This is a genomic window from Ideonella oryzae, assembly GCF_024055665.1.
In the GTDB taxonomy this organism is placed as follows: domain Bacteria; phylum Pseudomonadota; class Gammaproteobacteria; order Burkholderiales; family Burkholderiaceae_C; genus Ideonella; species Ideonella oryzae.
In genome coordinates this window covers 22,450-43,454 of the sequence record NZ_JAMXMC010000001.1, presented here as the reverse complement: position 1 = coordinate 43,454, position 21,005 = coordinate 22,450, and the positions used below count along the sequence as shown (strand labels likewise).

22 protein-coding genes and 1 pseudogene are annotated in these 21,005 nt (G+C 69.5%); 11 read left to right on the top strand and 12 right to left on the bottom strand.

Annotation, left to right across the window (positions count from 1 at the left end; genetic code table 11):
• Positions 1-15 precede the first annotated feature (15 nt).
• The 4 genes from M0L44_RS00220 to M0L44_RS00205 form a co-directional block, all read right to left on the bottom strand.
• Entirely contained in the window at positions 16-3,108 is a 3,093-nt protein-coding gene (locus M0L44_RS00220; protein WP_252767599.1) for an efflux RND transporter permease subunit, read from the bottom strand.
• Positions 3,105-4,208 (bottom strand): efflux RND transporter periplasmic adaptor subunit, encoded by a 1,104-nt coding sequence (locus M0L44_RS00215; protein ID WP_252767598.1) that lies wholly within the window; start codon positions 4,206-4,208, stop codon positions 3,105-3,107. Before M0L44_RS00215 ends, M0L44_RS00220 begins: the two co-directional genes overlap by 4 nt.
• Positions 4,209-4,290: 82 nt before the next feature.
• Entirely contained in the window at positions 4,291-5,703 is a 1,413-nt protein-coding gene (locus M0L44_RS00210) for an efflux transporter outer membrane subunit (protein ID WP_252767597.1), read from the bottom strand.
• Between the two features lie 525 nt (positions 5,704-6,228).
• Complete coding sequence (locus tag M0L44_RS00205) at positions 6,229-6,921, bottom strand: response regulator transcription factor (RefSeq protein ID WP_252767596.1); 693 nt, start codon at positions 6,919-6,921, stop codon at positions 6,229-6,231.
• Positions 6,922-7,597: 676 nt separating this feature from the next.
• Between M0L44_RS00205 and M0L44_RS00200 the strand changes: the two genes are divergently transcribed.
• From M0L44_RS00200 to M0L44_RS00180, 5 genes are all read left to right on the top strand, one after another.
• The gene (locus M0L44_RS00200; RefSeq protein WP_252767594.1) at positions 7,598-7,849 is read left to right on the top strand and encodes a hypothetical protein; all 252 of its coding nucleotides are present in this window, start codon (positions 7,598-7,600) and stop codon (positions 7,847-7,849) included.
• Positions 7,850-7,956: 107 nt separating this feature from the next.
• Positions 7,957-8,541, top strand: a complete 585-nt coding sequence (locus tag M0L44_RS00195) for an HD domain-containing protein (protein ID WP_252767593.1) — start codon at positions 7,957-7,959, stop codon at positions 8,539-8,541.
• A 402-nt stretch (positions 8,542-8,943) separates the two neighbouring features.
• Complete coding sequence (locus tag M0L44_RS00190; RefSeq protein WP_252767592.1) at positions 8,944-9,324, top strand: antitoxin Xre-like helix-turn-helix domain-containing protein; 381 nt, start codon at positions 8,944-8,946, stop codon at positions 9,322-9,324.
• A 22-nt stretch (positions 9,325-9,346) separates the two neighbouring features.
• Positions 9,347-10,051: an RES family NAD+ phosphorylase gene (locus M0L44_RS00185; RefSeq protein WP_252767591.1), complete on the top strand. Its 705-nt coding sequence runs from the start codon at positions 9,347-9,349 to the stop codon at positions 10,049-10,051.
• Between the two features lie 64 nt (positions 10,052-10,115).
• Positions 10,116-10,256, top strand: coding sequence for a hypothetical protein (locus tag M0L44_RS00180; RefSeq protein WP_022980176.1), 141 nt, complete (start codon positions 10,116-10,118; stop codon positions 10,254-10,256).
• Between the two features lie 86 nt (positions 10,257-10,342).
• Here M0L44_RS00180 and M0L44_RS00175 read toward each other — a convergent pair whose 3' ends face one another.
• The 3 genes and pseudogenes from M0L44_RS00175 to M0L44_RS00165 form a co-directional block, all read right to left on the bottom strand.
• Entirely contained in the window at positions 10,343-11,683 is a 1,341-nt protein-coding gene (locus M0L44_RS00175; RefSeq protein ID WP_252767590.1) for a type II toxin-antitoxin system HipA family toxin, read from the bottom strand.
• 4 nt (positions 11,684-11,687) lie between these two features.
• A complete protein-coding gene (locus M0L44_RS00170; RefSeq protein WP_252767589.1) occupies positions 11,688-11,972 on the bottom strand; it encodes a helix-turn-helix domain-containing protein in 285 nt (94 codons plus the stop codon).
• Between the two features lie 145 nt (positions 11,973-12,117).
• A pseudogene (locus M0L44_RS00165) lies at positions 12,118-13,088 on the bottom strand (TerC family protein).
• A 136-nt stretch (positions 13,089-13,224) separates the two neighbouring features.
• Between M0L44_RS00165 and M0L44_RS00160 the strand changes: the two are divergent.
• Positions 13,225-14,118: a LysR family transcriptional regulator gene (locus tag M0L44_RS00160; RefSeq protein WP_252767588.1), complete on the top strand. Its 894-nt coding sequence runs from the start codon at positions 13,225-13,227 to the stop codon at positions 14,116-14,118.
• Between the two features lie 28 nt (positions 14,119-14,146).
• On the opposite strand, the gene M0L44_RS00155 is transcribed toward M0L44_RS00160, so the two are convergent.
• A complete protein-coding gene (locus M0L44_RS00155; protein WP_252767587.1) occupies positions 14,147-14,569 on the bottom strand; it encodes a TerB family tellurite resistance protein in 423 nt (140 codons plus the stop codon).
• 295 nt (positions 14,570-14,864) lie between these two features.
• Here M0L44_RS00155 and M0L44_RS00150 point away from each other — a divergent pair, with 295 nt between their 5' ends.
• Together M0L44_RS00150 and M0L44_RS00145 are read left to right on the top strand one after the other, a co-directional pair.
• Positions 14,865-15,089 (top strand): hypothetical protein, encoded by a 225-nt coding sequence (locus M0L44_RS00150; RefSeq protein ID WP_354004085.1) that lies wholly within the window; start codon positions 14,865-14,867, stop codon positions 15,087-15,089.
• Between the two features lie 32 nt (positions 15,090-15,121).
• A complete protein-coding gene (locus tag M0L44_RS00145; RefSeq protein WP_252767585.1) occupies positions 15,122-15,823 on the top strand; it encodes a Bax inhibitor-1/YccA family protein in 702 nt (233 codons plus the stop codon).
• 66 nt (positions 15,824-15,889) lie between these two features.
• On the opposite strand, the gene M0L44_RS00140 is transcribed toward M0L44_RS00145, so the two are convergent.
• Positions 15,890-16,873 carry an NAD(P)H-dependent flavin oxidoreductase gene (locus M0L44_RS00140; protein WP_252767584.1) on the bottom strand — a complete coding sequence of 328 codons (984 nt, stop codon included), beginning with the start codon at positions 16,871-16,873 and terminating at the stop codon, positions 15,890-15,892.
• A gap of 84 nt (positions 16,874-16,957) precedes the next feature.
• Between M0L44_RS00140 and M0L44_RS00135 the strand changes: the two genes are divergently transcribed.
• A complete protein-coding gene (locus M0L44_RS00135) occupies positions 16,958-17,581 on the top strand; it encodes a TetR/AcrR family transcriptional regulator (protein ID WP_252767582.1) in 624 nt (207 codons plus the stop codon).
• A 21-nt stretch (positions 17,582-17,602) separates the two neighbouring features.
• Here M0L44_RS00135 and M0L44_RS00130 read toward each other — a convergent pair whose 3' ends face one another.
• A complete protein-coding gene (locus M0L44_RS00130; RefSeq protein WP_435526377.1) occupies positions 17,603-17,932 on the bottom strand; it encodes a hypothetical protein in 330 nt (109 codons plus the stop codon).
• A gap of 245 nt (positions 17,933-18,177) precedes the next feature.
• On the opposite strand from M0L44_RS00130, the gene M0L44_RS00125 reads away from it, so the two are divergent.
• A complete protein-coding gene (locus M0L44_RS00125) occupies positions 18,178-18,384 on the top strand; it encodes a hypothetical protein (RefSeq protein WP_252767580.1) in 207 nt (68 codons plus the stop codon).
• On the opposite strand, the gene M0L44_RS00120 is transcribed toward M0L44_RS00125, so the two are convergent.
• Together M0L44_RS00120 and ompR are read right to left on the bottom strand one after the other, a co-directional pair.
• Entirely contained in the window at positions 18,367-19,692 is a 1,326-nt protein-coding gene (locus M0L44_RS00120; RefSeq protein WP_252767579.1) for an ATP-binding protein, read from the bottom strand. The two genes, M0L44_RS00125 and M0L44_RS00120, sit on opposite strands and share 18 nt — an antisense overlap.
• A complete protein-coding gene (gene ompR / locus M0L44_RS00115; protein ID WP_252767578.1) occupies positions 19,689-20,414 on the bottom strand; it encodes an osmolarity response regulator transcription factor OmpR in 726 nt (241 codons plus the stop codon). Before ompR ends, M0L44_RS00120 begins: the two co-directional genes overlap by 4 nt.
• Positions 20,415-20,628: 214 nt before the next feature.
• Here ompR and M0L44_RS00110 point away from each other — a divergent pair, with 214 nt between their 5' ends.
• Positions 20,629-20,913, top strand: a complete 285-nt coding sequence (locus M0L44_RS00110) for an EF-hand domain-containing protein (RefSeq protein ID WP_252767574.1) — start codon at positions 20,629-20,631, stop codon at positions 20,911-20,913.
• Positions 20,914-21,005 lie beyond the last annotated feature (92 nt).

Below are 21,005 nucleotides of genomic sequence, written 5' to 3'. Positions count from 1 at the left end.
GGTCTCCAAAGGGGCTCAGGATGGCACCGCGCCTGAGCCGTGGAACAGCTTCTGGGCCAGCACACGTCGGCCCCACACCAGCACATCGTCCACATAGGTGAACACCACCGGCACGACCAGCAGGCTCAGCACCGTGGAGGTGAGCAGGCCGCCGATGACGACGATCGCCATGGGCTGGCGGAAGCTCGGCTCCGCACCCAGCCCCAGCGCGTTGGGCAGCATCCCGGCGCCCATGGCGATGGTGGTCATCACGATGGGGCGGGCCCGCTTGTGGCAGGCATCCATCACCGCATCCAGCCGTGTCATGCCCAGGGTTCTGCGCGCCACGATGGCGTACTCCACCAGCAGGATGGAATTCTTGGTCACGATGCCCATCAGCATCAGGACCCCGATCACCACCGGCATGGAGAACGGTCGTCCGGTGAGCCACAGCGCGACGATGGCGCCGCCCAGGGCCAGGGGCAGGGCACAGAGAATGGTGCCAGGTTGCATGAAGTCGTGGAACAGCAGCACCAGCACGGCGTAGATGCAGAAGACGCCAATGGCCATGGCCAGTCCGAAACTCTGGAAGAGTTCGGACATGCGTTGCAGCTCGCCTTGGCTGACCAGATGCACGCCCGCGGGCAGCTGGCGGAACGCCGGCAGGGCCATCGCCTCGCGCTGGACCGCGCCGATCGGGCGGCCATTGAGTTCGACGGTGAGCGTGACGTTGCGCGCGCGGTCGATCCGGTCGATCTGAGAGGGGCCGCTACCCAGCGACAGGGTCCCCACCGAGGCCAGGCTGACCATGCCGCTGCTGCCCTTGACGCGCAGCAGTCCAATGGCATCCAGGTCGGTCCGCAGCGCCGGGTCCATCCGGACCCGGATGGCGATCTGCCGCTGCGGCAGGTTGAGCTTGGGCAGGGCCGTGGCGTAGTTGCCGTAGGTGGCCACGCGCAGGGCCTCGGACAGCGCGTCGGTGGTGACGCCGAGGGCCGCCGCCCGGTCGGCGTCTGGCCGCAGCTGGATTTCCGGCCGCTGCAGTGCGGCGCTGGAGCTGACGTTGCCAATGCCCTGCAGGCCTCGCAGCTGGCTTTCCGCCTTGGCGGCCATGTCGGCCAGGGCCTGCGGATCGTCGCCGGCCAGCGTGATCTCCAGCGATTCTCCGCTGTTGCCGCCGCCCACAGAGACCCGGACGCCCGGCAGGCTGCGCAGCAGCGTGCGCATCCTGGCCTCGACCTCGGATTGCTTGAGGGCGCGTTCGCCGCGGGCGACCAGGTCCACCGTCAAGGTGGCGCTGGTGACGTCGGCGCTGGACGAGGCGTCCGGCCCGCCACCGCTGCTGGCGGTTCCTGCGGAGACGAAGATGCCGCGCACCTCCGGCAGGCTGCGCAGCAGCTCGGAGGCACGTTCGGCCGTGGCCACCGTGTCTTCGAGCCGGCTGCCAGGAGGCAAGGTGAGGGAGACGCTGGACTGCGCCTTGTCCTGGGCGGGCATGAAGGACGTCGCGATGAACGGGGTGATGCCCAGGGACAGCAGCAGGAAGGCCAGGCTGAGGGCCACCGTGGCCTTGCGGCGCGTCAGGGCCGTCCTGGCCCATTTCAGATAGCGTCCCATCGTGGGGCCATCGGTGGAGACCTCGTGGTGTCCGGGCCGTTTGGGGCGCAGCAGGTAGGCCGCCATCATCGGGGTCAGCAGACGGGCCACGAGCAGGGAGGCCAGCACGGCGATCGACGCCGTCACGCCGAACTGGCGGAAGATCTTGCCGGGGATGCCGCCCATGAACGCCGTGGGCAGGAATACTGCGACCAGCGTGAAGGTGGTCGCGATCACCGCCAGCCCGATTTCATCGGCGGCCTCCATCGCGGCCTGGTAGGGCGACTTGCCCATCAGCAGGTGCCGCTCGATGTTCTCGATTTCCACGATCGCATCGTCGACGAGGATGCCCACCACCAGGGAGAGTGCCAGCAGGGTGATGGTGTTGAGCGAGTAGCCCAGCAGCGCCATGGCGGCAAAGGCCGGCAGGATGGACAGGGGCAGGGCCACCGCCGCGACGAAGGTGGCCCGCCAGTCGCGCAGGAACCACCAGACCACGACCACGGCCAGCAGCGCGCCTTCGATCAGCAGGTGCATCGACCCTTCGTAGTTGTCCTGGATGGGGTCGACCGTGTTGCTGGCCTCCGAGAGGCGCACCTCCGGATGGGCCAGGGCAAACTGCCGAAGGGCGGCCCGGACGTCCTCCGCCACCCCGACGTCCGAATACCCGCGCGAGCGCGTGACCTGGAAGCCGAGCACCTGCTTGCCATCGCGCAGGGCGATGGTCGTGCGATCGGCGTGACTGTCGGTGATGCGGGCAATCTGGTCCAGGCGAACCCAGCGCCCGTCGGACAGGGGGATCGCCAGGGCGGCCACTTCGGCGGGCGAGGCCACGGTGCCAAGGGTGCGGGTGGACTGACGCTGGCTGCCGATGCGCCCCTGGCCCCCCGAGCTGTCCTGCTGAACGGCCTTGATCTGCGTCGAGACGTCTGCGGCGGTGACCCCCAGGCCCGCCATCAGCGCCGGGTCGAGATCCACATGCACCTCGCGGTCGACGCCGCCGACACGGGCCACCGAGGCCACCCCCTTGACCGCCAGCAGCGCCTTGGTCAGGTCGTTGTCCACGAACCAGGACAGATCCTGTTCGTCCAGGCGATCGGACGCGATGCTGTAGGTGAGCAGTGCCGAGCCGGCGGCGGTGAGCTTGGACACCGTGGGCGAGGACATCGCGGAGGGCAGGTCGGAGCGGGCGCTGTCGACGGCGTTGCGCACCTCGCTCAAGGCAGCCTCGACATCCTTGTCGATCTCGAAGGAGACACTGATGGCCACTGCGCCATCGGTGATGGTGGTGGTGATGTGATCGAGCTTGCTCAGCGAGGCCAGCTTGTCCTCGATCTTGCGCGCCACCTCCGTCTCCAGCTGGGCGGGGGCAGCCCCTTCCAGGCTGGCGGAGATGTTGATCGTCGGCAGATCCATGTCTGGAAAGTCCTGGACCTGCAGGGCACGGAAGCCCAGCAGGCCGAAGACCGACAGCAGCATGAAGGCCAGCAGGGCCGGGACCGGATTGCGAATCGACCAAGACGAGACGTTCACGGCGCCACCCCGGATGCGGCCGCCTTGATCGCGCGATCGCGATCGGATAGCACCGTCACCTTCGCGCCCTCTGACAGGAAGGCGCCGCCGCTGCTCACCACCTGTGCGGTGGCCGACAGGCCGGACACCACCTCGATCCGGTCGCCTTCACGACGGCCCGTCACCACGGGAAGCGCGTGCGCCAGGCCGGCGGGGTCCACCGTGTACACGTACGAGCGTCCATCGTGCATCACCAGGGCCGGCTGCGGCAGGGTCAGCGCCGGCTGGGTGTCGGCCAGCAGCACGCCGGAGGCGAACATGCCTGCTCGTGCCGGGCTGTCCGGGGGCAGCTCGACGTAGAGCGTGGCCCGGCCTGTGGTGGCACTCAAGGTCGGCCCGATGATGCGCAACCGTCCCGTCACCTGGTGCCCTGTGGGGAGCGTGATCCTGGCCTGCTGGTCCGGTGCGAGCAGCTTCAACTGGCTTGCGTCGATTTCGGGCCGCCACTCGACCCGTCCCTGGCGGACCAGGCGGAAGAGCTCCGTGCCTGCGCTGACCACATTGCCCAACACCCCGCTCTTGGACGACACGACGCCGTCATCGGGTGCGGTGACCCGGGTCTGCGCGAGTTGGAGCTCGATGCTGGCCAGATCGGCCCGGGCGGACGCGAGCGAAGCCCTGGCCGTGGCCTCGGTCAGGCGGTATTCCTCGATCTTCTGATCGGACAGGGCGCCGCTGCCCTCGGTTATGCGGCTGCGCTGCAGGTTGGAGGATGCCTGCTCCAGGCTGATGATGGCCTGCTGGACGACCGCCGCTTGCTTCTGTCGATCGATCTGCAGGCTGTCATCGGCGAGCAGGGCCAGCACCTGACCGCGCCTGACCTTGGCGCTGACGTCGACCTTGAGTTCCTTCAGGCGCAGTCCACCGATCTCGGGGCTGATCACCACCTCCTGCCAGGCGACGATCTGCCCCGTGCCTTTCAGCTGCTGGGGCCACACTTCGGTCCGCGGATGCTGCAGGGTGACACTGAGCGCGGAAGGGGCCGAGGCTGCTGCGGCCGCGCTGGCAGTGTCCGGCGATCCTTTCTGGCAGCCGGCCAGGCTTGCGGCCATGGCGACCATGGCCAGGGATCGGAGGGCCGTGACACGGGCGTGTCGCTGGACGGGGAGGGAGGGCGTGTCGCGCGTCATCGCTCGGGCTTCGTCATGGAGAGGGGGTGCTTGCGGGGGCTTGGGCCACTTGGCCGGGCTCCCAGCCACCGCCCACGGCCTTGTAGAGGGCGATCCAGTACTGGATGCGGTCGCGCTGTAGCGTGATGCGCTGGATCCGGGCCGACAGCGCGGAGCGACGCGCCTCCTCGAGCGTCAACAGGCTGACATTTCCTGCTCGCCAGTTGCTCTGCGTCGCCAGGAAGTACACCCGGTACTGCGACTCCGCGATCGCGGCCTGTTGGGTGCGGTTGACGGCGCTGTCCAGGTGGACCATGGCCTCCTCGACGTCCCGGATGATCTGGCGCACGCCCAGTTGATAGGCCGCATAGGCCGAGCGATAGGCGGCCTCTGCACTGGACACCGCGGCCCGCCTTTCCCCGCCGTCGAAGATCGGCAACGAGATCGAGGGACCGAACGACCAGACCGACGATGGTGACCCGGTGGTTGCGGAGACGCCCACCGATCCGCTCAGGGACAGGCTGGGGTACAGCGCGGCCTCGGCCGCGCCGATCTCCGCGCTGGCCGCCGCCAATTCCCGTTCGAGTGAGCTCAGATCGGGCCGCTGTCGGATCACCTCAGCGGGCACGGCATTGACGGCCACCTGCTGGGGCTCCGGCAGCCCGGGCGGTGCGCTCGCCAGCAGCGCCCGCAGGGGACGCTCTTCCGCCCCTGTCAGGTACACCAGGGCCTTGACGAGGAGATCGCACTGGGCCCGTTGATCGAACAGCGTGCTGCGGGCACTGGCCAGACTGGCACGGGCCAGTGCGCCATCGGCCGATGCCGTCAGGCCGGCGCGTACGGCGGCCAGCGTCGCGGCATCGGTCTGGACATTGGACTCAAGCTCCTGCTCGTAGGACTCGACCAGCAGGCCGCAGGCCTTCCACTGCACGTAGGTGTCGGCCACCTCGGCGGCCAGCGAGACGCGGGCGTCATACCAGTCGCCGGTCCGGGCCTCGACCCGGGCGGCGGCGGCTTCCTCGTTGCGGCGCAATTTGCCGAAGAGGTCGATTTCCCAGGAGGCATCGAAGCCCGCGTTGCGCGCGGTCTGGACCTGGGGCAGGCCAGCCGTCCGCTCCCGGCTCGCTGAAGCCGAGGCCGTGACCGAGGGAAATCCGCCCGCGCGGGTGGACTGGAGCGCCGCGCGGGCCTTCTCGATGCTGGCCCAGGCCTTCGCCAGGCTGGGGCTGTCTTCCTCGGACATGGCCACCAACCGCCCCACCGTGGGGTCATCGAACTGATTCCACCAATGGGCCATCTCCGACGTCTTGCCATCGTGGGGCAGCGGCGCCGTCCAGGCGCTTGGCGCGGCGGGCGTCGCGGGTCGGTAGTCAGGCCCGATGGTGGTGCAGGCGGCCGAGCCCAGTGCAACAGCCAGGAAGATTGAGGCCGTCCAGAGCGGTTTCATAGAGGCATGGAAGGGGTGGGACATCGAGACCCGGTCCATCGTAGGGCGGTGGATCGCGTGGCAGTCTCGGGGGGCGTTAAGCGGAGTAAAGGCCGGCGGTTGTGGCCGCGGTGGAAGCGCTGCCGGGTTGCTTCAGGTTCTCCTGGACCGGTGTGCTCCGTGCGGGTGAGGGTACGGGCGCTGGGGGTGGAAGGGGATCCCAATCCAGCGGAAAGCAGCCGGTGGCTGGCAGCTGCCGGGGTTGCACTTCTGGGCAGGGCTCCCAGACGGGTGGGGGCGGCAGCAGGACCTTCGCCAGGAAGGTGAGCAGCCCCGCGAGCAGGACGAGGCCGATGACCAGATTGAGGAAGATGTGGAGCGACACAGCGAGCCACGTGCGCCAGAACTGCGGCTGTGCTGTGAACGGATTCCTCATCGAACGGGGTCGTGCTGCATTGGGTGAGCCCATCCTAGGGGGGCACCCCGCCGCAAGCCGCCCGGCAGTGTTAGGCAGCGTAAAAGTGCCGCTGCCGCCGGGATGGCCGTTCAGTCTTCCAGCAGTTGGTAGCCTCTTCCGCGCACGCTCTGGATCCAGGATTGGCCGTCGCTGCGCTGCCCCAGCTTCTGCCGGATGCTGCTGATGTGGACATCGATCCGCCGGTCATAGGGCGCCAGGGGCTTGCCGAAGGCCTGCTGGGAAATCTCCTGCTTGCTGACCAACTGGCCGGCATGCCGGGCCAGCACTTCCAGCAGGCTGAACTCGGTTCCCGTCAACTCCAGATCCTGGCCTTGCCAACCAGCCCGCCGCGTGCCGGGCCACAGCACCAGACCGCCAGCCTGCAGGACTTTCGGCCCCGGAGAGGAGGGCAGGTCGCGCCCTTCGACCCGCCGCAGAATCGCCCGGATCCGCGCCACGAGTTCGCCAGGGGTGCAGGGCTTGGGCACGTAGTCGTCAGCGCCCATGTCGAGACCGACGATCCGGTCCACGTTGTCGCCACGGGCGGTCAGCATCAGCACGGGGATACGACTGGTGGCCCGGATGCGTCTCAGGGCTTCGGTGCCGGGCAGGCCCGGCATCATGATGTCCATCACGACGATGCTGTACTGTCCTGTCAGCGCCTCGGCGACGCCGGTCTCGCCGCTGTGCACGGCGTGCGCGTCGAAGCTTTCGTGGCGCAGGTAGCGGCAGAGCATGGCCGTGAGGTCGACATCGTCATCGACGATCAGTACCTTGTGCATGCGTGGGCGTCGGTGAAATCCTGCAAGTATCAGCCGCTGATCCACGCCGGCCAAGCGGACCAGGGGGCTTTACCGAGCTTAACCCCGTGGCCGGCATCCGCGATGGGGGTGCTGCCTAGCATTTGCCATCCACCTCTTCTGGCGATGCTTCTCCGGTGCTTTCTCCTGCAGCCTCCCTGTCGCGCATTCTGTTCCCGCCACGGCTGAGCGCAGCCGCGTGAGCCCGCGTTGGGCGCGCAGGCGAGCCACCATCGCCATGGCGGTGCTGGCTGTGCACGTGGGGCTCGTGTACCTCGGCTGGACCTTGAAGGTGCTGGTGCCCGTCGTGAGGGACACGCCGATCATCACCCAGCTTCGGCTGATGCCTGTACAGCCGCAGGCCCTGACGCCAACGGACGCGCCTCGCGCTTTCGCGGACCGCCAGGGAGGCGGGCTCCGTCGGCACTCTCCCGCCGCGCGCCCGACGACCGGGAACCAGATGGCCGCACCCGCCGTGCAGGTCTTGCCCGCGCCAGAGCCCCGGTCGCCTGCGGAGCCGCCGGCGGCTCCGCACGGGGTTGTTCCTTCGGGCGGCGGGCGGGTGGCCTTGGACGGCTCGGAGGTCGCGGCGACCGTGGCGGCTCCGGCGAGCCGCCCGGCCTCCTCCCGCTCGGTCCCAGTCAGGAGTCCCAGTGGTTTGTCACTGACCCCCGATGACAAGGTGATGCAGGGCACGCCGAAGAATGCTGCCCTGACGGACCCGCGCAGCAACACCCCCAAGCCCACCTTCGAAGAGCGCATCGCGATCGGCATGGACCCCGACCTGTGCGTCAAGGTCGAGCGCCTGCCCGACGGGTCCACCCGCCGCAGCCTGGTGCGGCGGGTGCGCATTCCCACGCTCGCGGCCACCCAGGGGGTCGGCGCTGCATCGGTGGCGGTGTGTCCCTGAGCGGGTTGAACGCGCTGCCAGTCGGTGCAGACCTCGGGAATCGAACTTGGTGCAACATCAGGCCCGTGCCGCCGTTTTCGCGGCGACGCAGGGGAACGGGAGTCCGCATGAGCCAGGTGCTGCACGCCGCCGAACTGCTGGAGGCCGTGATGTTCGCGGCCGAGCGCCACCGCCAGCAACGCCGCAAGGACGCCGAGGCGTCGCCCTACATCAACCACCCGATCGCGCTGGCCCATCTGCTGGCCACCACCGGCGGCGTGGACGATCTGGCGGTGCTGCAGGCCGCCATCCTGCACGACACCATCGAAGACACCGACACCACCGAGGCCGAGCTGCAGGCCCGTTTCGGCCCCGCGGTGGCCGCCATGGTGATGGAGGTGACCGACGACAAGGCTCTGGCCAAGGCCGAGCGCAAGGCCCTGCAGGTGGCCCATGCGCCGCACAAGAGCCCCGGCGCCGCCCTGGTCAAGCTGGCCGACAAGACCTGCAACCTGCGCGACATGGCCGCTGCTCCGCCGGCCGGCTGGGACTTGGCGCGGCGGCAGGAATACTTCGACTGGGCCCGGCAGGTGGTCGAGGGCCTGCCGCGGGTCAACGATGCCCTGCGCGCCGCTTTCGACGCGGCCTATGCGGCCCGCCCGGTGGCCCCTGGAGGCGATGAGCGCGAAGCTCAGCCTTGCCGTTGCGTGTGATGGTCACCGAAGCTTTTGATCCGGGGGGCAGCGTCCGATACAACGCCTGCTGGCGCGTTTCTCGAAGCAGCCGCTGGGGCGGCTTGTGCGGGCGTTCTCGGAAGCGGATTGCCTGCGGCAACGACGAGCCTGGAGCAGAAGACGAACACGAGGCACTGGTCCGGCGAACCATTCACCTCTGCCCCCGTGCGGGGGCCTTCGCCGGAATTGCGTGATCGCCCGGATTCATCGGGTACATGACCAACGGCATTGTGCCGGCCAGGTATGGCTGCCGATCGTGGCCACACGCGCTGCACGTTGTCGCTTGGTGTCAGAAACCCCGGGTTGATGGCGTCGGGGCTTTCATGAAGGTCGCTGCTGAGGTAGTATTTCCATGGAAGATTTTCTGAATAGATATTTCCTGTGAAATATTCAACCTTGGCCATCACCCCGCCCGATGCCGCCGCCGTGCTGGCCAAGGCCACCGCGCGGGCCAGCGCGCTGCTGGGCCTCAAGGGCGTGACCCTGGCCCGCACCCTGGGCCTGAGCGAGCCCACCGTGTCGCGCCTGCTCAAGGGCCAGAAGGGCCTGGCGCCCGATTCCAAGGAAGGCGAGCTGGCCCTGCTGCTGGTGCGGGTCTACCGTTCGCTGGACGCCCTGGTGGGCACCGACGACCAGAAGCGCCTGGCCTGGATGGGTTCCTACAACCAGGCCCTGGGCGGCGAGCCGCTGCAGCTCATCCAGAAGGCCGAGGGCCTGGTGGCCACGCTGAACTACCTGGACGCGATGCGCGCCCCGGCCTGAGCCGCAGCCGCGCGGACCCGGCATGGACTGGCAGCCCGACTGGTTCGAGGGGCACATCCGCCCCCAGGCCACCCTGGCCTGGCGCGGCGTGGAGGCGCAGCATGTGGTCTCCACCATGCGCCTGGTGGACAGCGCCGCCGAGCAGGACCTGCTGGAGCAGCTGCTCGAAGGCAGCAAGCCTGCCCTGCCGCCGGCCGCCCGGCCGTTGCACTACCTGCTGGCCACGCCCTTTCGCTACCGGCCACCGCACGCCAGCCGCTTTCGGGAGCCGCACAGCCCGGGCCAGTGGTACGGCGCGCAGACGCTGTATGCCGCCTGCGCCGAGGTGGCCTACTGGCGGCACCGTTTCATCCTGGACAGCGCCGGCCTGGCCGGGCGCGAGCTGCTGACCGAGCACACCTTTTTCCAGGGCGCCATCCAGGGCCTGGCCATCGACCTGACCCAGCCGCCCTGGGACCAGGCCCAGGCCCTGTGGACCCACGACAGCGACTACCGTGCACCCCAGGCCGTGGCCCGCTCGGCCCAGATCCGCGGCGTGCAGTGGCTGGCCTATGCCTCGGTGCGGGCACCGGGCCACCGCTGCGCCGTGGTCTTCGACCCGGCCGGCCTGGCCGAGCCGCCCGGCGGCCTGGACGCCACCCAGCAGACCTGGCACTGCAAGGCCACTGCGCCGCGAGTCATGTTCCGGCGGGGCCGGGAGCGGCATGAGTGGGCGTGGGCGGGCTGAGGGGCGCCAAGTTTCAGCACCGCTGTATCCTTGCGGTCTTTACCCCCAACTCCAAAGGATCGTCATGGCTCTGGCCAAGAAGAAGCGCATCGGCAAGCGGACCGTTTCCGCCAAGCAAGTCCGCAAGGTGGCCAGCGGCCGCAAGCGCCGCAAGTCGGACGGCACCCAGCCCTCCAAGGTGGTGTTCCCCACCCCGGCGGCCTGACGACCGTTCAGCCAGCCGATCTCGCCCAGGCGCTTCGCCGGGCCTGAACGGCAGCTTGGCGGGGAGATGGCCGAGCCGCCGCCCCGCTAGCCCCGCGCGGGCAGCCCGGCCTCCCAGGCCGTCACCTGCCTGCGCAGCCCGTCGAAGACCGCCCGCGCCGTGCGCTGCGGAAAGCCGACCGGCAGGCGCGCCTGCACCGCGTCGATGGCCGGGCCCGCACGGGCCACCAGGGCCTGCATCGCCTCCCAACAGCCCTCGGCGCCGCTGCGCTGGGCCAGCGCCTGCCAGTGGCGGGTCTGGATGCGGGCCAGCTCGTAGTGCACATTCTTCGAGCGCAAGGCCATGGCCAGCTTGGCCTCCTGCCAGCGCACCTGGTTGTCCCCCGGGCCGATGACCGGCCACAGCGAGATCACGTCGTACAGCGGCGTCATCCGGTAGCGCCCGCCCGGCAGCAGGAAGAGCGAGAAGTTCTTGGCGTGGCCGTCGGTGGCGGCCAGCAACCAGAAGGCCAGCTGGGCGCACAGGAAGTGGCGGATGTCGTTGGCGGCGTCCACACTGCCGCGCAGCAGCTGCAGGCAGCGTTCCAGTCCCGGCCCGCCCTGGGCTTCGTACTTGTCCTGCGGGGCCACGCCCAGGGCCTGGCAAAAGTCCTCCTGCGGGATGCGGGCGATCCAGGGCTGCGGGCCGTCCACCCACTGGCGGTCAAAGCGCTCAACCACCAGCACCGTCTCGCGGCCGAAGTGGGCGATCTCGGTGCGGGCCACCGGCAGGCCCAGCGCGCCGAGCAGTTGGGCGCACAGCCATTCGTTGTGGACCGAGTGCGTCAGGTCCAGCCGGCGGCCGCCCACCAGGCCCAGCGGCAGCTTGAGGATGTGCGTGGTGGGCGTGGCGCCCTGCGGGCGGCACCATTGGCCGTCCACCTGCAGCAGCGCGGTCTTCTCCTGGGCGCCGGCGATGGAGATGCGCAGATCGTCGGCCGGCAGCTGGCCGCCCAGCCCGGGTTCGGCAGCCACGCCGCGCAGGTGGCGGGCCACCGCGGCTTCGTCCATGGGCGTGCAGGCCACGCGGTCGAAGCCGGTGGGCGGCTGACCGGGCGGCAGCAGCTGCACCGCACCCACGCAGTCGCGTCCGATGGCCTGCAGCAGCGCGAACACCTCGGTGGAGCCGACCTGGAAACGTGCGCTGACCCGGCGGCGGATGCGCTCGTCATCGGGCAGCAGGTTGTCGAAGAAGTGGGCCACCGCCGGCCCGGCCACGGTGCGGTCCGGCGTGATGGGCAGGGACAGCGACAGCGGCCGCGCCCGGGGCGAAGCGAGCCAGGCGGCTTCGTAGACGAAGCGGTGCCCGCCGCTGCGGGTGCGCTGCCAGCGGCCCACCGGCTCGCCGTTCATCCACACCCAGAGCTCGCTGGCGGTGGCCGTGCTCATGGGTTCACCACTGGCCGCGCGGCGGGCTGGCGCTCACGTCGCCAGTGAGCGTGGCCGGGCCCGCGGGCGGCGGCGGGACGTCCCGCACCACCAGCTGGGCATCCAGCAGGGCCAGCAGCTGCAGCAGCTGCTCTACGCTGATGGCGCCGGGGTTGCGCTCGATGTCGGCCACCCGTGACTGCACCACGCCCAGGCGCTGGGCGAGCTGGGCCTGGGTCAGGCGGCGTGCCTTGCGCAGGGACTTGAGCAGGGGCTGCAGCTGGCTGGACAGGGGGAGGGGATAGTCCACAGGGGAATCGGTTCAAGGCGATTTCCACACCTTATCGCCTTTGAGCGATGAACGCAAGATATCGGCTTCATAAGATATCTTCAGGCTATCGCGTGAGGGCGATAAGTGCCGCTGCCTGGGGCCGTCTTCGGCGGCCTCGGCTGGCTCAGGTTGCCCGGGTCTTCCACAGCGACACCAGCACGCCGCCGGCGATCAGGCCGAAGGTCACGCTCAGCGAGAGCGTTGCTGGGATCTTGCCGACCAGGCCCACCAGGAAGATCTTGCCGCCGATGAACACCAGCACCAGGGCCAGCGCGTACTTGAGGTACTTGAAGCGGTGGATCATGGCCGCCGGGGCGAAGGACAGCGCCCGCAGGCCCAGGATGGCGAAGATGTTGCTGGTGTAGACGATGAAGGGGTCGGTGGTGATGGCGAAGATGGCCGGCACCGAATCGACCGCGAACACCAGGTCCACGCACTCCACCAGCACCAGGGCCAGCAGCAGCGGCGTGGCAAAGCGCGTGACCTGACCGGTGGCCGCGTCGCGTTCGCGCACCCAGAAGGCGTTGCCGCGCAGACCGTCGGTCACCCGCATGTGCCGCTTCAGGAGCTTCAGCACCGGGTTGTGGGCGATGTCGGGCGTGTGGTCGGCGATGAACCACATCTTCACGCCGGTGATGACCAGGAAGGCGCCGAACAGGTAGAGCACGCCGTTGAACTGGCTGACCAGCGTGGCGCCCAGGCCGATCATCAGGGCCCGCAGCACGATCACCCCCAGGATGCCCCAGAACAGCACGCGGTGCTGGTACTGCCGCGGGATGGCGAAGAAGGTGAAGATCAGCGCGATCACGAAGACGTTGTCCATGGACAGCGACTTCTCGATCATGAACCGGTGCAGTAGTCCATGTCGCTTGGTGCGCCCAGATACCACCAGACCCAGGCGCCGAACAGCAGCGCCACGCTGATGTAGCCGGCCGACAGCAGCAGGCTCTCGCGCACGCCGATCTCGCAGTCGTCCTGGTGCAGCACGCCCAGGTCGAAGGCCAGCAGGGCGATGACGATGGCGATGAAGAGCAGCCAGATCCAGGCCGGCTTGCCCATGAAATCCGCGAAGAGGAAGGGGAGCAGGAGGTCCATGCGAGGCTCTCAGAAATGGCTGTGGTGATGGCACCGACGAGGCGCAGTGTGCGCAGAGAAGGGGTGCGAACAAATCAGCGTTTTGCGCCACTAAGATTCGGATTTCCCGCACCGAACTGCCACCAGCGAGGCCCGCATGCTGAACTACCGCCATTTGCACTACTTCTGGGTGGTCACCAAGGAAGGCGGTTTTGCCCGAGCCGCGGATCGCCTGGGCATGGCGGTGCAGACCATTAGCGCCCAGGTGCGTGAGCTGGAGAAGGCGCTGGGCCACCAGCTGCTCAAGCCCGCCGGGCGCGGCGTGGCGCTCACCGAGGCGGGCCAGGCCGCCTTCGCCCGGGCCGAGGAGATCTTCCAGATCGGCCAGGTCATCCCCGATGAGGTGCGGCAGGCCGCCAGCGGCCCGGTGGTACGTCTGGCGGTGGGCTTTTCGGACGGCCTCTCCAAACTGGCCGCCCATGCCTTGCTGGCGCCCGTGCTGGCCACCCCGAACCTGCGCCTGGTCTGCCACGACGGCGAGTTCGAGCAGCTGCTGGGCGAGCTGGCGCTGCACCACCTGGATCTGGTGTTGGCGGGCCAGGCGGCACCGCGCAACCCCAATCTGCGCCTGTCCAGCGAACGCCTGGTGAACGCCCCGGTCGATTGGTACGGGCCGGCCCAGTGGGCGGGGCGGGCCGAGCGCCAGCGCTTTCCCCTGTGCCTGGACGAGCTGCCGGTGTTGCTGCCCACCGGCCATTCGGCCCTGCGGGCGACGCTGGACCATTGGTTCGAGGCGCAGGGCCTGCGGCCGCGCATCGTCGGCGAGTTCGAGGACAGCGCGCTGCTGGCCGTGTTCGCCGCGCGCGGGCTGGGGGTGTTCCCGGTCAGCCGGCTGGGCGCAGACGACATGGGCCTGCTGCGCGGCCTGCGCCTGCTGGGCAGCAGCGAAGGCGTGCAGGAGGAGATCCACGCCATCGTGTCCCGCCGTGGGCGGCACCATCCGCTGGTGCAGCAGGTGATGGACGCCGCGCAGGCCCGCGCGGGCGGCTGATAGCGGATACCGCGCTTCAGGCTGGCGGTCAGGGCGTCGCCGGGCCGGCGCTGGCCAGAGTAGCCCCCGGGATGCGCCACTGCCGGTGCGCGGCCGACAGCACCTTGGCTTCGGCTTCGGCCAGATGGCGATCCGCCTGGGCCAGGTCGTCGGCCAGCCGCATCACCTTGGCCTGCAGCAGCGGGTCGTCCACTTCCGCCAGCAGCGAGGCCAGCGTGGCGTCGTCCACGCGGCATGTCGGCGCGCCGCTGCCATAGGCGCTGGCTAGCAGGTCTTCGCACAGGGTGTGCATCACCTGGGCGAAATGGCCAGGCCTCAGCCCGAGTGCGGCTTCCACCTGCAGTTGCTGCAGGGCCTCGATCTCCGAGCGGCAGACATGGCCGTCGGAGATCAGCACCAGCGCGAGGAGGCGGGCGCTGGCTTCAGGGCTGTTGCGGGGATAGCTGCGCATGAGCGGGGTCCTTTCCGATCCATTCCGATGAGAGGGGGGGCGACCATGGGGGGCGACGAGCCGCACTGTGCCCCAGAAGGCTCCGGAAATGTTCCTGTTTTTCCGAAGTAAGTGTTCTCAAAACACTGCTTTTTCAGGCGCCCGAAAGCGCCGACAGTGTGGGCACCCCGTCACTCACTGGAGACCCCGATGAAAGTGCTCTTCAAACCCCGCCATCCGGGCGCGGCCGAGCTGCGCGAACTGACCGAGCGGCGCGTGCGCTTCGTGCTGCGTCGCCTGGGCGCGCGCGTGCCCCGTGCAGATGTGGGACGAGAACGGCCCCCGCGGTGGCGTCGACAAGCGCTGCCAGGTGGCCCTGCATGCCGAGGGTGCCGGTGCCGTGGTCGTCACGTCCGTGGCGAGCGACTGGCGCGCGGCGCTCAACGACGCGCTGGCGCGTGCCGCGCGCTTCCTGCTGCGCCAGTGGCGCCGCGGCAGCGACACCCGTCGCATGCGTCAGCGCCTGCCCGAAGCTGTTTGAAACCCGACTGAAGCCCGACCGAGGATCCCATCATGAACCCCCTGTCTTCCAACGTTTCGACCGCCCGTGCTGCACCGGCCGTGGCGGTGCCCCTGCGCGGCGTGCGCAGTGCCAGCGCCGACCGCGTGCTGCGCAACACCTATGCCCTGCTGGCCATGACCCTGCTGTTCAGCGCGGCCGTGGCCGCCGCCGGCGTGGCCTGGCAGTTGCCGGCCCCGGGGCTGCTGCTGACGCTGGTCGGCTACTTCGGCCTGCTGTTCGGCATCCACCGGCTGCAGAACAGCGGCTGGGCGCTGCCCCTGGTGTTCGCCCTGACCGGCTTCATGGGCTACACGCTCGGCCCGGTGCTGGCCCGCATGCTGGCGCTGCCGGGCGGCGCGCAGACGGTGATGTTGGCCCTGGCGGCCACGGGTGTCACCTTCCTGGCCTTGTCCGCCTGGGTGCTGACGACCCGGCGCGACTTCAGCTTCATGGGCGGCTTTCTGTTCGCCGGCATGGTCATCGCCCTGATCGCCGGCTTGGGCGCGGTGTTCCTGCAGATGCCGGCCCTGGGTCTGGCGGTGTCGGGCATGGTGGCGCTGCTGTCGGCCGGGATGATCCTGTTCGAGACCAGCCGCATCGTGAACGGCGGTGAGACCAACTATGTGCTGGCCACCGTCAGCCTCTATGTCTCGCTCTTCTACCTGTTCACCAGCCTGCTGAGCCTGTTCGGCATCGGCGGCAGCGACGAGTGAGGGCCTGAGCCCGGCCCGACACGCCCGCCCCGCGCCGACCGCGCGGGGCGGGCTCTTTCTTGCAGGTCAGGCGCCGAAGCGCGCGGCCCGGCGGGCGATGTCCTCGCGGGCCTCGCGGTACTCGGCCTTGAGCTGGTCCACCAGTTCGGCCACGCTGGGCACGCTGTCGATGGAACCCACGCCCTGGCCGGCGCCCCAGATGTCGCGCCAGGCCTTGGCGGCGCTGTTGCCGCCCGATCCGAAGTCCATCTTGCTCTTGTCGGCGCTGGGCAGCATGTCGGGGTCCATGCCGGCGGCGGCGATGCTGGGCTTGAGGTAGTTGCCCGGCACGCCGGTGAACAGCGAGGAATAGACGATGTCCTCGGCGCGGGTGTCCACCAGCATCTGCTTGTAGGCGTCCACCGCGTTGGCCTCCTGCGTGGCGATGAAGCGGGTGCCCATGTAGGCGAAGTCCGCGCCCATGGCCTGGGCCGCCAGGATGGACTGGCCGTTGGCGATGGCGCCCGCCAGGGCGATGGGGCCCTGGAAGATGCGGCGGATCTCGGGCAGCAGGGCGAAAGGGCTCAGCGTGCCGGCATGGCCGCCCGCGCCCGCGCAGACCAGGATCAGGCCGTCCACGCCGGCCTCGATGGCCTTCTCGGCATGGCGGATGGAGATCACGTCATGGAAGACCACGCCGCCGTAGCTGTGCGCCGCGGCCACCAGCTCGGCCGACACCTGCAGGCTGGTGATGATGATGGGCACCTGGTGCTTGACGCAGGTCTCCATGTCGCGCATCAGCCTGTCGTTGCTGCGGTGGCAGATCTGGTTGACAGCAAAGGGCGCGGCCGGGCGGTCGGGGTGGGCCGCGTCATGGGTGGCCAGTTCGGCCTTGAGCTGGGTCAGCCACTCGTCCAGCAGTTCGGCCGGGCGGGCATTGAGCGCCGGGAAGGAGCCGACGATGCCGGCCTTGCACTCCGCGGCCACCAGGCGCGGGTTCGAGACGATGAACATCGGCGAGGCGATGACCGGCAGGCTGAGCCGGGATTGCACGCTGTCGAGCCAGGACATGGACGGTCTCCTTCGGGTGCCACGCTTGCGTGGTTAACACTGTTATTGATGCGATGAGTTTACAGCGTTAAGTAAGATAGCGCCATGCCCCCTTCGTTGTCCTCCGAACAGGTCCTGGAAGCCCGTGCGCGCATCCGCGCCGTGGCCGAGCAGCAGTTTGCCGAGCGCGGCATCGAACAGACCTCGATGCGCAGCATCGCCCAGGCCCTGGGCTGGACGGCCACCGCGCTGTACCGCTACTACGAAAGCAAGGAAGCCCTGCTGGCCGCCACCCGTGCCGCCGCGCTGGATCGGCTGTCGGCCGCGCTGGAGGCGGCCCAGCAGGGGCCGGGCGATGTGTGGGACCGCTCGCGTGCGGTGGGCCAGGCCTATGTGGGCTTCGCTTTCGCCGAGCCGGCCGCCTACGGGCTGATCTTTGCCTACACCCAGCCGCATGAGGACGCCTACCCCGAGCTGGCGGCGGCCAATGCCCGCTCGCGCCGGACCCTGGTGGCCTATGTGGAGGACTTGGTGCGGGCCGGTCAGCTGGAGGGCGACCCCGACCTGCTGGGCCATGTGTACTGGGCCGCGATGCACGGCGCGGTGGTGCTGCAGATGTCGGGCAAGCTGGCGGCCGACGGGCCGGGCTTCGACGCCATCCGGCGCGAGGGGGCCCGGTTGATCACCAAAGGGGCCCAGCCAGCAACCACGCGGGGGCGTGGCCGCTGAGGGTGGGCCCCGCCAGATCGCTCATTGGCCGATCTGGTGGTTGATCTTGTTTTCCTGCTGGTTCAGGGTCTTCTTTTCCTGCCGGGTGATGTGGCCATGGTCCTGGCTGGCCATGTCCTTCTCTTCCTGCTCGACCTGGCGGTCTTCCTTGTGCAGCTTGGTCGCCTGGGCATGGCTGAGCTTGCCGTCAGCCACTTCCTCATGGATGCGCTTGTCCTGGTGCTTCAGACGCTGATTCACCTCGGCGCGGTAGGGGTGGTTTTTGCTCCATGTACCCACCTTGCCGGCGGCGGAGGCCGGCTGCGCCGGGGCACTGGGTTGCGCAAAGGACGTCAGGGTGCAGACACCCATCAGGCTGGCCGCGATCAGGGGGAGCAGAGAACGGTTCATGGTGGACTCGCTGAATGTGGAATGGATCAGGGGGCAGTGGCGCCGTGGGCGTCAGGTCATCGGTGGCCAACCTTGATCATTCAACGGGACCTGGTGGCGGCCGTTGACGCCTCTGTCGCCCCTTGTCTTGCGCCAAGCTGAGCGCCGCGGAGGGCCGGACACAGACCTGGATTAGCATGCCAGCCCACATCACATGGGAGATTGGCATGCGTACAGGAATGGCATGGACGGTGATGGGCGCGCTGGCCCTGGGCGGCTGCGGTGCCGACGTCTCCGGCGCCGCAGCCACCACCGCGGCGATGGAGGCCCAGGCGGCCAGCCAGGCCAAGGCGCAGGAGGCTCAGATCCAGAAGGACCTGAACGCCGCGATGCAGGCCGGCCAGCAGGCCACGGCCTCAGCCGTCGATCCCTGAGGCCGGCGCGGCCGGCAGCCAGAGGCGGGCGCACAAGCCGCCCTGCGTGCCTGGAAACAGTTCCAGGCGCCCCCCATGCGACTGGGCGATGCGCTCGACGATGGCCAAACCCAACCCGGTGCCGGGGGCGCCGCTGCGCGCTGACTCACCCCGCACGAAGGGGGCACGCAGGCGCTGGGCGTCGCCCGCCGCAATGCCCGGCCCTCGGTCGCGCACCTCGATCCACACGCCGCCGTCGGCCTGCCCGGTGTGCAGCGACACCGGGGCCTGCCCGTGCCGCCAGGCGTTGCCCAGCAGGTTGCTCAGCACGCGACGCAAGGCCCGGGGCCGGCCCAGCACCGGTGGCACCGGCGGCAGGTCCAGCGCGACGGGGTGCTGCGGGTCGGCCAGGTCTCGGGCCACCGCCTGCCCCAGCTCGTTCAGGAGCAGCGGCTGATCTGGCTCGGCGCCTTCGGGGCGGGCGAAATCCAGAAACTGGCCCACGGCTTCGTCGATCTGGTCGATGCCGCGCACCATGCCCTCGCGCAACTCGGCCTCGGTGTCGCGAGGCAGCAGCTCCACATACAGGCGCAGCTTGGTCAGCGGGGTGCGCAGATCGTGCGAGATGCCGGCCAGCATCACGCCGCGCTCCTGCTCGGCGGCGGACAGGCTGTGGACCAGCTGGTTGAAGCTGCGGCCCAGGGTGGCGATCTCCAGCGGCCCATCCTCGGGCAGTGCGGGCGGCCGATCATCGCGGGCCACCGCTTCGGCCGCGGCCACCACCCGGGCCAGTGGCCGGTGCAGCCGACGCTGCAGCCACAGCGCGCTGGCCAGGGCCAGCAGCACGCCCACGCCGGCCATGGTCACCAGCGCACCCGGCAGGCTGCGGTCGGGCACCACTTCGGGCAGCACAATCTGGTAGATCTGGCCCTCCAGCGGCAGGGTGATCAGCAGGCTGCCTGGGCGCTCAGGCTCGGGCTGCACGCGCATCTGCTGGCCTGCCAGGCGCTCGCTCAGGGCGGCGATGATCTCGTCGTCCAGGCGCAGGCGCAGCACCATCCAGGGCGCGCGGGGCGAGGCTGCCGGAGGGGCTGCCGCCAGAGCATTGCGGTTGAAGCGCGCCACGAAGGCCTGGCGCTGGGCCAGCGGCAGCCCGGCCAGGCCGGCCTGCAGGGCTTCGACCTGGCGCGCGGCCAGTTCGGCCAGGTGTTCCACCCGGGGCTGGAACACCAGCCGGCTCACCAGGCCCACGCCCAGCAGTTGGCCCAGGAGCAGCAGGCCCACCAGCAGCAGGGCGTGGCGGCCCACCAGGGTGCGGGGCCAGTTCATCCGGGCCGCCTCTGGCCGTCGGGGGTGAAGACATAGCCCACGCCCCACACCGTCTGGATGAAGCGCGGCGCTGAAGGCTGCGTCTCGATGAGTTTGCGCAGTCGCATGATCTGGGAATCGATGGCGCGATCGGTCACATCGTGTTCGCGGCCATGGGCCAGTTCGATCAGCCGGTCGCGCCCCAAGGGACGGCGTGGGTTCAGCGCCAGGGCCTGCAGCAGCTGGAACTCGCCGGTCGTGAGTGGCACGGCCTGCCCGTCGCGGGTCAGGCTGCGGGCGTCCAGGTTCAAGGCGTAGGGGCCGAAACGCAGCACCGTGTCCACTGGCGGCCCGCGGTGGGCGCCCAGCACCTGCTGGCGCCGCACCAGGGCCTGGATGCGGGCCAGCAGCTCCCGCGGGTGGAAGGGTTTGGCCAGGTAGTCGTCGGCGCCCATTTCCAGACCCACAACCCGGTCCACCGGGTCGCCCCGCGCGGTCAGCATCAGGATGGGGATGGTCTCGCCCTGGTGGCGCAGTCGCCGACACAGGCTCAGACCATCCTCACCCGGCATCATCAGGTCCAGCACCAGCACGTCGAAACGTTCGCGCGCCAGCAATGCGGCCACCGTCTCGGCATGGGGTTCGGTGCGCACCTGGCAGCCCTGGTCGCCGAGGTAGCGCTGCAGCAGGCCGCGCAGCTCCGCCTCGTCGTCCACCACCAGCACCTTGACCATCTCTGACATGCCGCGATGGTAGGGGGGTCTTCCGGCGCGGGCGAGCGCCAGATGTGGCAAACGATGGCAGAACCGTCGCCGTCGCCACATTCCGCCACAAGCACCCCGCGCGCTGCCATGGTTGAACCACAGCGCCTGTCCACCATGGCGTCATGGGCTGGTGGCTGTGGGTCGATGGGCGATCCGCAAGGTCACGGGCCCGCCTCATCCAAGGAGAGCGCCAATGTCCCGAACCTTCCTCGCACCGACCCTGGGCCTGTGGCTGGCCCTGGGCGCCGCTGGGGCACAGGCCCAGGGGGATGCCCGCCTGCAACGCCTGCAGGATGAACTGCAGCAGCGCTTCGCCAAGGCCGACACCAACCACGACGGCCTGCTGAGCCGTGAGGAGGCCCAGGCCGGCATGCCCCGCATCTACCAGCAGTACGACGCGATCGACACCAGCCACAGTGGGGCCCTGCGCCTGGAAGACATCACCCGCTACATCGCGCAGCAGCGCACCGGTCGTTGAGCGGGGGGCGATGTTGACGGATGGTGGTGACGGCGGCGTGGAGCCGCCAGGGCGTGTTGTGGGACGAACGGTGAGGTGGCTGTTGGCCGGGG